Origin of the sequence: Streptomyces racemochromogenes (assembly GCF_039535215.1) — a bacterium.
In the GTDB taxonomy this organism is placed as follows: domain Bacteria; phylum Actinomycetota; class Actinomycetes; order Streptomycetales; family Streptomycetaceae; genus Streptomyces; species Streptomyces racemochromogenes.
The window spans coordinates 5,494,255-5,506,487 of the sequence record NZ_BAAAWT010000001.1; the positions used below are offsets into that span (position 1 = coordinate 5,494,255).

Consider the following 12,233-nt stretch of genomic DNA (forward strand, 5'->3'; position numbering starts at 1 on the left):
TGTCGGCCCTCGGACAGAGCAGGAAAACAGGCCGGCACGACAGACCAGCAAGCAGGAACGAGGACCCATGAGCAGAGCCAGCGCCACGCCTCCGCCCGCCGCCGCCGGGGCCGCACCCCCGGTCCAGCGCCTGAAGGCCAACTCCGTCGGCCTCGTCGGCGTCGTCTTCATGGCGGTCGCCACCGCCGCGCCGATCACCGCCATGACCGGCAACCTCCCCATCGCGGTCGGCTTCGGCAACGGCACCGGCGCCCCCGCCGGATACCTCTTCGCGACCGTCGTCCTCACCGTCTTCGCGGTCGGCTACGTGGCCATGGCCAAGCGGATCACCGCCGCCGGCGCCTTCTACGGGTACATCTCGCACGGCCTCGGCCGGATCGCCGGCATGGCCTCCGGGATGCTCGCCGTCCTCGCGTACATCGTCTTCGAGGCCTCCATCGTCGGCGTCTTCTCCTACTTCGCCAAGACGACCGTCCACGACCAGCTCGGCGTGGACCTGCCGTGGATCCTCTACGCGGCCGCCATGCTCGCCGTCACCGCCGTCCTCGCCCACTTCGACATCAACCTCACCGCCAAGGCGCTGGGCGTGATGCTCGTCGCCGAGATCGCGGTGCTCTTCGCCGTGGCCACCGCCGTACTGATCGCGGGCGGCGGTCCCGACGGCATCCCGCTGGAGCCCGTCAACCCGAAGAACGCCTTCACCGGCACCTCCGCCGGACTCGGCCTCTTCTTCGCCTTCTGGTCCTGGGTCGGCTTCGAGTCCACCGCGATGTACGGAGAGGAGTCCCGCGACCCCAAGCGGGTCATCCCCAAGGCCACCATCATCTCCGTCGTCGGAGTGGGCCTCTTCTACATCTACGTCTCCTGGATGACCATCGCCGGCAACGGCCTCTCCCGGTCCGTGGAGCTCTCCGCCTCCACCAGCCCCCTCGACCTCTTCTTCGCCCCCACCCACGCCTTCATCGGCGCCTGGGCCGTCGACGCCTTCCAGTGGCTGCTGCTCACCGGCTCCTTCGCCTGCGGGATGGCCTTCCACCAGTGCGCCGCCCGCTACCTCTACGCGATCGGCCGCGAGGGCTTCCTGCACCCGGCCCTCGGCCGTACGCACGCCGAGCACGGGTCGCCGTACGTCTCCTCCCTGGTGCAGACGGCCATCGCCACCGGCCTGGTCGGGCTGTTCTGGCTGACCGGTCAGGACCCGTACGTCCACCTGTACACGCTGCTCGCGATCCTCGGCACGATGGCGATCCTCATCGTCCAGACCCTCTGCTCCTTCGCGGTGATCGGCTACTTCCGCAAGAACCACCCCGAGGACCGGCACTGGTTCCGCACCTTCACGGCACCGCTGGCCGGGGGCGTCGCCATGGCCGCCGTGGTCGTCCTGCTGCTGGTCAACATGAGGACGGCGGCCGGGCTCGCCGCCGACTCGTTCTTCTTCACGCTGATCCCGTGGATCGTCGGGTCCGTCTTCTTTGGCGGGCTCGGACTCGGCCTCTGGCTGAAGTTCAAGGCCCCCGCCCGCTACGAGGTGATCGGGCGGGTGGTCCTGGAGGACTCCGCCGAACGCACCGACGAGCCCGCCGGCGAGCCCGCCGACGACTCCAGCCCCTCCGCCGCGAACGTCTGAGAAGGAGCCACCGCCATGGCCCGTACGCCACTGATGAACGCGCTCCAGCGACTCGCCGCCGAGCACTCCGCCGCCCGCCGGCTGCGGCTTCCCGTCGCCGAGGTACGCGGCTCCACCCGCCGCGAACTCCTCTCCAGAGCCGCCGCACTCGGCCTCGGCACCGCCCTCGCCACCTCGGCGACGGCCGCCACCGCGTACGCCGTGGACGGCGCCCCCGCGAAGAAGCCCGCCGCCCCGGCCCGCGTCGCCGTCGTCGGCGCCGGGATCTCCGGCCTCACCGCCGCGCTCACCCTCCAGGACGCGGGCGTCCCCTGCACCCTCTACGAGGCCAACCCGGCCCGCGTCGGCGGCCGCATGTGGACCCAGCGCTCCCTGTGGGCGTACGGACAGACCTCCGAGATCGGCGGCGAGCTGATCGACACCAGCCACAAGAAGATCCTGGAACTGTGCCGCCGCTTCGACCTGCCCGTCGAGGACTTCCTCGGCGGCGGCCCGAACGGAGCCGAGGAAGTCCTGTGGTTCAACGGGACCTACTACCCGCGCACCCAGGCCGACGAGGACTTCAAGGCCGTCTACCAGGCGCTGCGCCGCGACCTCCAGGAAGCCGGCGAGGTCAGCTGGAACAGCTCCACCCCGGCCGGGACCGCCCTCGACGACATGACCCTGTACGAGTGGATCGAGACCCGTATCCCGGGCGGCCACACCTCGCAGCTGGGCCGGTTCATCGACGTGGCGTACAACGTCGAGTACGGGGCCGACACGGACCAGCAGTCCGCCCTCGCCCTGGTCCTGCTGATGGGCTACCAGCCGAACCCCGGCAACTTCAACGTCTGGGGCCTGTCCAACGAGCGCTACCACGTCGTCGGCGGCAACGACCGCCTCCCGAACGCCATCGCCGCCGCCCTCACCCCGGGCACGCTCGTCATGGGCCGCTCGCTGCTCGCCGTACGCGCCAACGCCGACGGCACCCAGACCCTCACCTTCGACGACTCCGGCGCCACCCGCACGGCCGTCGCCGACCACACCGTCCTGTGCCTGCCCCTGCCGGTCCTCCAGCGCATCGACACCTCCCAGGCGGGCTTCGACCCGCTGATGAGGAACCTCCTGCGGGACGCCCGCATGGGCTACTGCACCAAGCTCAACATGCAGTTCACCAGCCGCCCCTGGCGCGGCCGCGGCCCCTGGCCGGGGGTGTCGGCCGGCGACTGCTTCACCGACCTGGACGTCCAGCAGACCTGGGACACCACCAAGGTCCAGCCGGGCAACGGGGGCATCCTGCTCCAGTACGGCGGCGGCACCCTGGCCGGCTCGCTCACCCCCGGCAGCCCCTTCGCCACCGATTCCGACCCCTACGTACGCGCCCTCGCGGGCCGGATGCTCACCGGCATCGACTCCTTCTACCCCGGCACCAAGGCGGCCTGGACCGGCCGCGCCCAGCTCTCCGCCTGGCACCGCAACCCGTACTCGCTCGGCGCGTACTCGTACTGGCCGACCGGCTACCTGCACCGCTACGCCAAGTACGAGGGCACCGCGCAGGGCCGGATCCACATCGGCGGCGAGCACTGCAGCTACGACTTCCAGGGCTTCATGGAGGGCGGCGCCACCGAGGGCGAGCGGGCCGCCCGGGAGGTGATCGCCGCCCTCACCTGACGCCCTCGCCCCGGACGCGCGCGGGGGCGCCTCACAGGGGCTTGATGTTGTGGTTGAAGCGGAAGACGTTGTCCGGGTCGTGACGCCGCTTCAGCTCGCCCAGGCGCCGCATGTTCTCGGCGCCCATGCCGGCCGCGACCCGGTCCGCGCCCTCGTCCCCGGTGAAGTTGAGGTACACCGCGCCGGTGCTCCACGGGCGGGCGTCGGCGCGGACCTCCCTGACCCACTCCCGGACCCGGTCGTCGTCGGCCGGGTCCTCCCACATCCCGAACGGGTGCACCGCCCAGGGCGCGTCACGGTAGGGGACCGGGTAGCCGGCCGGGCCGGAGGCGATGGCCCCGCCCTGCGGGAACAGCACGTGCTGGGTGCCCGTCGGCACCGGCATCGAGCCGGCCCGCGCGCAGAACGCGTCCACGAACGCGTCCGGCGCACCGGTCAGGTACTCGGCCGACCAGTAGTTACGAAGGCCCGGCGGGTCGTCGATCATGCACTGGAGGTCGGCGTACGGGATGGGCGTGACCATCTCCACCTCGTGCGGGATCGCCAGCAGCGGCTCGGCCAGCTTGCGCAGCCCCTCCTCCGGGCCCGCGTACGTGAGCAGCACGCCTGCGACCAGCAGCCCCACCAGGTGCGGCGGGACGAACTCCTCGGGCGGCGCCGTCATGTAGATCGCGCCGCCGCCCGCCTCCGGCGGACCCGACTCGATGACGTCCCGGAAGGTGCGCACCACGTCCGGGCCGCGCTCCGGCAGGTACAGCAGGAACGCGATCGACATCTGCGGCAGCTCGTGCAGCCGCAGCGTCAGCGAGGTCGCGACGCCGAAGTTCCCGCCGCCGCCGTGCAGCCCCCAGAACAGGTCCGGGTGGTCGTCGGCCGTGACGTGCAGCAGCTCGCCGTCGGCGGTGACCAGGTCCACGCCCAGCAGGTTGTCCACCGCCAGGCCGAACTTCCGGTCGAGCCAGCCCGTGCCGCCGCCCAGGACGAAGCCGCCCACGCCGGTGGTGGAGACGCGGCCCCCGGTGGTCGCCAGCCCGTACGGCTCGCAGGCCCGGTCCAGGTGGCTCATCACGGCACCGCCCCCGATGTGCGCGGCCCGCGCCGCCGGATGGACGGTCACCGCGTGCATCCGGCGCAGGTCCACGACCAGGCCGCCGTCGTTGAGGGACATCCCCGCCACGCTGTGCCCGCCGCCGCGCACCGCGATCGGCAGGTCCAGCTCGCGGGCGAAGCGCACCGCCGTCACCACGTCCGAGGCGCCCTCGCACTGGGCGATCACCGCCGGCCTGCGGTCGATCATCGCGTTGAACAGGGTCCGGGCCCCGTCGTACCCCGGGTCGTCCGGGGCGAAGACGTCACCGGCCAGATCCTCGCGGAGCGCGGCGAGGGCCGCGCCCGCCTTCGAGAGGGGCGCCATGGCCACCCCCCTTTCCCGTGGAGGGCAAAGGACCCTTACAGGCTAGGCGGGCGGCCCCGGACCCGCGCGTCAGCCGCCGTAGGCCCCGCTCGCCGTCAGCCGCAGCGCCGTGTCGATCAGCGGAACGTGGCTGAAGGCCTGCGGGAAGTTGCCCACCTGACGCTGGAGCTTGGGGTCCCACTCCTCCGCCAGCAGCCCCAGGTCGTTGCGGAGCGCCAGCAGCTTCTCGAAGAGCCGGCGGGCCTCGTCGACCCGGCCGATCATGGCGAGGTCGTCGGCCATCCAGAACGAGCACGCCAGGAAGGCCCCCTCGTCGCCCTCCAGCCCGTCCACCCCGGCCTCCTCGCCGGCCGTCGGGTAGCGCAGGATGAAACCGTCCGGGGTCGACAGCTCGCGCTGGATCGCCTCGATGGTGCCGATGACCCGCTTGTCGTCGGGCGGCAGGAAGCCCATCTGCGGGATCAGCAGCAGGGAGGCGTCCAGCTCCCGCGACCCGTAGGACTGGGTGAAGGTGTTGCGCTCCGGGTCGTAGCCCTTCTCGCACACGTCCGCGTGGATCGCGTCGCGCATCTCGCGCCAGCGCTCCAGCGGGCCGTCCGCGTCCCCGCTCTCGATCAGCTTGATCGTGCGGTCCACGGCCACCCACGCCATCACCTTCGAGTGCACGAAGTGGCGGCGGGGACCGCGCACCTCCCAGATGCCCTCGTCCGGCTCCATCCAGTGGGTCTCCAGGTAGCGGATCAGCTTCAGCTGGAGCACCGAGGCGTAGTCGTTGCGGGCCAGGCCCGTCATGTGGCCCAGGTGCAGGGCCTCGGTGACCTCGCCGTACACGTCGAGCTGGAGCTGGTGGGCGGCGCCGTTGCCGACGCGCACCGGCGCCGAGTTCTCGTAGCCGGGCAGCCAGTCCAGCTCGGTCTCGCCCAGCTCGCGCTCGCCGGCGATCCCGTACATGATCTGCAGGTTCTCCGGGTCGCCGGCCACCGCGCGCAGCAGCCAGTCCCGCCAGGCGGCGGCCTCGCCGCGGTAGCCGGTGCGCAGCAGCGAGGACAGGGTGATGGCGGCGTCGCGCAGCCATGTGTAGCGGTAGTCCCAGTTGCGGACGCCGCCGATCTCCTCGGGGAGGGAGGTCGTCGGCGCGGCGACGATCCCGCCCGTGGGCGCGTACGTGAGCGCCTTGAGGGTGATCAGCGAACGGATCACCGCCTCCCGGTAGGGCCCGTGGTACGTACACAGGTCCACCCACTCGCGCCAGAACTCGCTGGTCGCCTCCAGCGCCGCCGCCGCGTCCGGGGTCTCCGGGGCGCCCTTGTGGGAGGGCTGCCAGCTGATCGCGAAGGCCACGCGGTCGCCGGGCCCGACCGTGAAGTCGGAGTACGTCGTCAGGTCCTTGCCGTACGTCTGCGCGTCGGAGTCCAGCCAGACCGAGTCCGGGCCGGCGACGGCCACGGTGCGCCCGTCCACCTTGTGCACCCACGGCACGACCCGCCCGTAGCTGAAGCGCATCCGCAGCGCCGAGCGCATCGGGACGCGCCCGCTGACGCCCTCCACGATGCGGATCAGCTGCGGCGCGTGGTCCTCGCGCGGCGGCATGAAGTCGACGACGCGGACGGTCCCGCGCGGGGTGTCCCACTCCGACTCCAGCACCAGGGAGTCCCCCCGGTAGCGCCGGCGGGCGGCCCGCGGCGGCTCCGCACCCGAGGGGAACGCCGGGCCGATGCGCCAGAACCCGTGTTCCTCGGTGCCCAGAAGGCTCGCGAAGACGGCATGGGAGTCGAAACGTGGCAGACACAACCAGTCCACCGAGCCGTCCCGGCAGACCAGCGCCGCGGTCTGCATGTCCCCGATCAGTGCGTAATCCTCGATGCGCCCGGACACGTTGGTCTCCAGTCGAACGGCCACGTCCGCCCCGAAGGGCGCTTGCAATGCGCTGTCGCGCGGTCTCCTGTGCGCAGGGATCCCCGCGTCGAGTCCTAGATTGCCGGAACCGGCGTTGTTACGCCGTCTGCCGGACTGCTCGGCGACGATGTGCAGCGGTGTGCGAGCACGTTATGAGCGAACCCTAGTGATCTCCTTAAGTATCGGGACAATGTCACTCGGCCAAACGGGTGACCTGCGGTAACGGCCGACCGGGGGAGCGGCGCCCGGCGTCGCGCAGCGCGCCCGGAGGCGGACCGTCCCGGGCGCTGATAGGCTGGTACCCCGTGGACCGGTGGTCTGCCTGTGCGAATCAGGGGCCCCGAAACCGCAGCTTCGGCACCCCCGGAAACGGGAGAAGTCGCCGGACGCACCTCACCTCGCGACCACGGGAGCCCCCTCTTGGCGATGCCGCCCAAATCCATGACGACCAAGCACATCTTCGTCACCGGGGGTGTCGCTTCGTCCCTCGGCAAGGGCCTGACGGCCTCCAGCCTGGGTGCGCTGCTGAAGGCGCGCGGCCTGCGGGTCACGATGCAGAAGCTCGACCCGTACCTGAACGTCGACCCCGGCACGATGAACCCCTTCCAGCACGGCGAGGTGTTCGTCACCAACGACGGCGCCGAGACCGACCTGGACATCGGCCACTACGAGCGCTTCCTCGACGTCGACCTCGACGGCTCGGCCAACGTCACCACCGGCCAGGTCTACAACACGGTCATCGCCAAGGAGCGCCGCGGCGAGTACCTCGGTGACACCGTGCAGGTCATCCCGCACATCACCAACGAGATCAAGCACCGCATCCGCCGCATGGCGACCGAGGACGTCGACGTCGTCATCACCGAGGTCGGCGGCACGGTCGGCGACATCGAGTCGCTGCCGTTCCTGGAGACCGTCCGCCAGGTCCGCCACGAGGTCGGCCGCGACAACGTCTTCGTCGTGCACATCTCGCTGCTCCCCTACATCGGCCCCTCCGGCGAGCTGAAGACCAAGCCCACCCAGCACTCCGTCGCGGCCCTGCGCAACATCGGCATCCAGCCCGACGCGATCGTGCTGCGCGCCGACCGCGACGTCCCCACCTCCATCAAGCGCAAGATCTCGCTGATGTGCGACGTGGACGAGGCGGCCGTGGTCGCGGCGATCGACGCCAAGTCGATCTACGACATCCCGAAGGTCCTGCACACCGAGGGCCTGGACGCGTACGTCGTGCGCAAGCTCGACCTGCCCTTCCGCGACGTCGACTGGACGGTGTGGGAGGACCTGCTGGACCGCGTCCACAACCCCGACCACGAGGTCAAGGTCGCGCTCGTCGGCAAGTACATCGACCTGCCGGACGCCTACCTGTCGGTGACCGAGGCGCTGCGCGCCGGCGGCTTCGCCAACAAGGCCCGCGTCCAGATCAAGTGGGTCACCTCCGACGACTGCAAGACCCCGGCCGGTGCCGCGGCGCAGCTCGGCGACGTGGACGCGATCTGCGTGCCCGGCGGCTTCGGCGACCGCGGTGTCAACGGCAAGGTCGGCGCAATCACCTACGCCCGCGAGAACAAGATCCCGCTGCTGGGCCTGTGCCTGGGCCTGCAGTGCGTGGTCATCGAGGCCGCGCGCAGCCTGGCGGGCATCGAGGACGCGAACTCCACCGAGTTCGACGCCTCGACCCCGCACCCGGTCATCTCGACCATGGAGGAGCAGCTGGCCTTCGTCGAGGGCGCGGGCGACCTGGGCGGCACCATGCGTCTGGGCATGTACACGGCCAAGCTGGCCGAGGGCTCGATCGTCCGCGAGGTCTACGGCGACGCGTACGTCGACGAGCGCCACCGCCACCGCTACGAGGTCAACAACGCCTACCGCGGCGAGCTGGAGAAGAAGGCCGGCCTGGTCTTCTCCGGCACCTCCCCGGACAACAAGCTCGTCGAGTACGTCGAGTACCCGCGCGAGGTCCACCCCTACCTGGTGGCCACCCAGGCCCACCCGGAGCTCCGCTCCCGCCCGACCCGGCCGCACCCGCTCTTCGCGGGCCTGGTCAAGGCCGCCGTGGAGCGCCAGCAGCAGGGCTGACGCGCGGTAGCTGACGCTCGGTAACGTAGGCAGCCGGGTACGGATCATCCGTACCCGGCTGTCGCGCGTTGTGGAGGGCACTGGCCATGGGGATCGCCATCAAGGACACGTCGGAGACCTGGGAGACGGTGTCGACCAGCCGCCCCTTCCAGGGCGCCAAGACGGCGGTGGGCTCCGACGAGGTGCGGATGCCGGACGGCTCGGTATCCCGCCGGGACTACCAGGTGCACCCGGGGTCGGTGTGCGTGCTCGCCCTGGACGAGGACGACCGCGTGCTGGTGATCCGGCAGTACCGCCACCCCGTCCGGCACCGGCTGTGGGAACTGCCCGCCGGGCTGCTGGACGTGCCCGGGGAGAACCCGCTGCACGCGGCGCAGCGGGAGCTGTACGAGGAGGCGTACGTCAAGGCGGGGGACTGGCGGGTGCTGGCCGACTTCTTCGCCTCCCCGGGCGGCTCCGACGAGGCGATCCGGGTCTTCCTCGCGCGGGACGTGGCGGACGCGGAGGGGGAGCGGTACGCGGAGGCCTCCTCCGAGGAGGCCGACATGCAGGTGGAGTGGGTCGCGCGGGAGCGGCTGGTCCGCGGGATCCTGGCGGGCGAGCTGGGCAACCCGGCGCTGGTCACCGGCGTCCTGGCCCTCACCGCCGCGCTGGCCTCCGAGGGCGGCCTGGCGGCGCTCCGCCCGGCCGACGCCCCTTGGCCTGCCCGGCCGTACGAGGCGTAGCCGTAGCCGTTGCGCGGGCCGGGGTGCGCCGGGGCAGCTGCGTGTCCCGCTGCGCGGCGCTGCTCCCCGCCCCGCCCTTCGCCCGTTCCCCGGGGCTGCGCCCCGGACCCCCTGGGGGCTCCGCCCCCAGACCCCCGCGCCTCAAACGCCGGCGGGGCTGGAATTCGCTGCGCGAATCCAGCCCGCGCGGCGATTGAGCGCACCGGGCGCGGAGCGTCCGGTATCGGGGTCCGGGGCGGAGCCCCGGTTCTTCAGCCCCGCCGGCGTTTGAGGCGCGGGTCCGGGCGGAGCCCGGGGAACGGGCGAAGGGCGGGTAGGGGACACGGCCCCGCGCAGCGGCAGCGGACCCGCAGACGACCCACCGGCCCCGCCACCCGAACCGGCCCCGCCCGGCAGGCCGCCGGACGGAGTCCGGCGCAGCGGCGCGAAGCCGGGGAGGCCGCCTGCGGCCGAGCCGCGCGAGTGGCGCGTCAAGAGGGAGTGGCCGCCTGCGGCCGAGCCGCGCGAGGGGCGCGTCAAGAGGGAGTGGCCGCCTGCGGCCGAGCCGCGCGAGGGGCGCGTCAAGAGGGAGTGGCCGCCTGCGGCCGAGCCGCGCGAGTGGCGCGTTCAGAAATAGGGACATCGGCTGATCCGATCGGGCGATCTACGGGCCGCGCTCCCCGCAGCCCGTCGCTCTGCGTGAACTACGCTCAGCAACCCGAAGGCAGGGAGAGGAGCGGATCCGTGGCGGATTTCGTCGGGCGGCGGCGTGAGCTCAAGGAGCTGCGCGAGGACATCGCGCGGACCGGGCTCGACACCCTCTCGGGCCGCAAGGCGAAGGCGCCCCGCGCGCGGGTGCTGCTCGTCGCCGGGCGGCCCGGGTCCGGGCGGACCGCCCTCGCCGAGGCGTTCGTACGCGAGGTGGCCCCCCAGTACCCCGACGGCCTGCTCCGGGTCCGGCTCACCGAGCCCGGCGGGGAGACCGTCGCCACCGAGCGGGCCGCCCGGACCCTGCTGGAGGCGCTCGGGGAACGCACCCCGCCGGGGGCCGGCGAGGACGACCTCAGCGCCGCCCTGCGGGAGGCCCTCAAGGACCGCCGCGCCATCCTGCTCGTCGACGACGCCGCCGACCCGCAGCAGGTCGACGCCCTGCTCCCGGACACCCCCGAGTGCCTGGTCGTGGTCACCGCCGAGGGGCCGCTCACCGGGATCCCCGACGTCCGCCCCTGCACCCTCGGCGGCCTCGACCCCGCCTCCGCCGTCGGCCTGCTCGCCCGGATCATCGGCGACACCCGCGTCGCCGTCGACCCCCGTGCCGCCGAGACCCTCGCCGAGGAGTGCGGGGGGCTGCCCGCGGCGCTCACCCTGGCCGGCGGCTGGCTCGCCGCCCACCCCAAGGCCGCCGTCGCCGACCTCGCCAAGCAGCTCCACGAGATGCCGCCCGGCACCACCGGCCCGCTGGGCCGGGCCTTCCGGCTGGTGTACGAGTCCCTGCCGCAGCCCGCCCGCCGTACCCTGCACCTGCTGCCGCTCGCCCCGGCCGGCCACCTCGACTCGCACACCGCCTCGGCCCTGGCCGGCTGCTCGGTCGCCGCGGCCCAGTCCACCCTGGAGGACTTCGCCGCGCTGGGCCTCGTACGCCACGCCCCGGACGGCCTCTTCCTGCTGCCCGGCTGCCTCGCGCCCTTCCTCCAGGCCCTGCTGGAGACCAAGGAGCGTCCCGCCGAGGTGCAGCTGGCGCGGGCCCGGATGCTGGAGCGGACCGTACGGCTGCTCACCTCCTGCCGGGCCATGGCCGACACCGACGAGGACGACGACGGGCTGCTGCGCGAGCACCTGGACGGGACGCCCCGGGCCCTGCGCTTCCCCGACCGCCGGGCGGCCGCCACCTGGCTCGAGACCCGGCTGCCCGCGCTGACCGCGTCCGCGCACCTGGCCGTGGCGGACGGCGGCCTGGACACCCTGGCCCGCCGGCTCGTCTCCGCCCTGGTCCGGGCCCTGGCCGGGCACCGGGGCACCGACGCGGCCGCCCCCGAGCTGTACGGGCTGCACCGCCTCGTCCTGGACGTGGCCGAGCGGCGCGGCCTGCACCGGGAGCGGGCCGCCGCCCTGCTGAACCTGGCCGATCTGGACGCCGAGACCGGCCGGACCCAGGAGGCGCTGGCGCGGTACCGGGCCGCGCTGGGCGCCGGGAAGGCCGCGAAGGACCCGTACGCGACGGGCCGCGCGATGGAATCCGTAGGCGGGGCGTACCAGGAGCTGGCGGACTGGCCCCGGGCCTCCGACTGGTTCGGCCGCGCCCTCGCCCACGCCCTGGCCCGCGGCGAGCGCGCGGACGAGGCCAGGCTCTACGGCCGGCTCGGCAACGTGCACACCTACGCGGGCCGCTACGGGGAGGCCCTGCGCAGCTGGCGGGCGGCCGCCGCGGGCTACCGCCGGCTGGCCGATGTCCCGGGCCAGGCAAAGGCGTTGAGCGAGATGGCGCGGGTCCAGGAATACGCCGGCCGGCCCGAGGAATCACTGCACACCTGCCGCGAGGCCGTCGAGCTGGCGCGCCGGGCGGGGGACCAGCGGCTCCAGGCCGCACTGCAGGTCCGGCTGGCCGACACGCTGGACCGTCTGGGCGACCCGGCGGCGGCGAGGCTGCACCGCTCCGCAGCAGACAGATTGCTGGGGGACGACCCCGCAGCCTGCGAAATCCGTAGTGTGTCCGACTGAAATTATTGGTTTGCAAGGCTAGACAGCGCCTCATCCTTCATTAGACTGGCTTCACCACGACATCAGTGGTGCATCCCGTTGCGCGTTCTTGTGGGCGGGTATGTATGGAAGTGCCCCGTAATATCCCCTGAGTCAAGGACCGTGATCGACG

The 12,233-nt window shown here is 72.6% G+C and carries 7 protein-coding genes; 5 read left to right on the forward strand and 2 right to left on the reverse strand.

All coding sequences use genetic code 11. From position 1 onward, the window contains the following. The first annotated feature begins 67 nt into the window (after nucleotides 1-67). Complete coding sequence (locus tag ABD973_RS25285) at nucleotides 68-1,627, forward strand: APC family permease (protein ID WP_125820686.1); 1,560 nt, start codon at nucleotides 68-70, stop codon at nucleotides 1,625-1,627. A 15-nt stretch (nucleotides 1,628-1,642) separates the two neighbouring features. Further along, complete coding sequence (locus ABD973_RS25290; protein ID WP_164720860.1) at nucleotides 1,643-3,277, forward strand: flavin monoamine oxidase family protein; 1,635 nt, start codon at nucleotides 1,643-1,645, stop codon at nucleotides 3,275-3,277. A 31-nt stretch (nucleotides 3,278-3,308) separates the two neighbouring features. On the opposite strand, the gene ABD973_RS25295 is transcribed toward ABD973_RS25290, so the two are convergent. Together ABD973_RS25295 and ABD973_RS25300 are read right to left on the reverse strand one after the other, a co-directional pair. Continuing rightward, nucleotides 3,309-4,691: an FAD-binding oxidoreductase gene (locus ABD973_RS25295; protein WP_125820685.1), complete on the reverse strand. Its 1,383-nt coding sequence runs from the start codon at nucleotides 4,689-4,691 to the stop codon at nucleotides 3,309-3,311. Nucleotides 4,692-4,760: 69 nt separating this feature from the next. After that, nucleotides 4,761-6,590 carry a glycoside hydrolase family 15 protein gene (locus tag ABD973_RS25300; RefSeq protein ID WP_206436500.1) on the reverse strand — a complete coding sequence of 610 codons (1,830 nt, stop codon included), beginning with the start codon at nucleotides 6,588-6,590 and terminating at the stop codon, nucleotides 4,761-4,763. Nucleotides 6,591-7,013: 423 nt separating this feature from the next. Between ABD973_RS25300 and pyrG the strand changes: the two genes are divergently transcribed. From pyrG to ABD973_RS25315, 3 genes are all read left to right on the forward strand, one after another. Further along, the gene (gene pyrG / locus ABD973_RS25305; protein WP_125602700.1) at nucleotides 7,014-8,660 is read left to right on the forward strand and encodes a CTP synthase; all 1,647 of its coding nucleotides are present in this window, start codon (nucleotides 7,014-7,016) and stop codon (nucleotides 8,658-8,660) included. Between the two features lie 92 nt (nucleotides 8,661-8,752). Further along, nucleotides 8,753-9,385, forward strand: a complete 633-nt coding sequence (locus ABD973_RS25310; RefSeq protein WP_125602709.1) for an NUDIX domain-containing protein — start codon at nucleotides 8,753-8,755, stop codon at nucleotides 9,383-9,385. Between the two features lie 678 nt (nucleotides 9,386-10,063). Next, nucleotides 10,064-12,082, forward strand: a complete 2,019-nt coding sequence (locus tag ABD973_RS25315; RefSeq protein ID WP_125604143.1) for a tetratricopeptide repeat protein — start codon at nucleotides 10,064-10,066, stop codon at nucleotides 12,080-12,082. Nucleotides 12,083-12,233 lie beyond the last annotated feature (151 nt).

Bases quoted from the DNA above. Each gene is read 5' to 3' on its own strand.
- ABD973_RS25285 (WP_125820686.1), top strand. From the start codon at position 68: ATGAGCAGAGCCAGCGCCACGCCTCCGCCCGCCGCCGCCGGGGCCGCA.
- ABD973_RS25290 (WP_164720860.1), top strand. From the start codon at position 1,643: ATGGCCCGTACGCCACTGATGAACGCGCTCCAGCGACTCGCCGCCGAG.
- ABD973_RS25295 (WP_125820685.1), bottom strand. From the start codon at position 4,691: ATGGCGCCCCTCTCGAAGGCGGGCGCGGCCCTCGCCGCGCTCCGCGAG.
- pyrG (WP_125602700.1), top strand. From the start codon at position 7,014: ATGCCGCCCAAATCCATGACGACCAAGCACATCTTCGTCACCGGGGGT.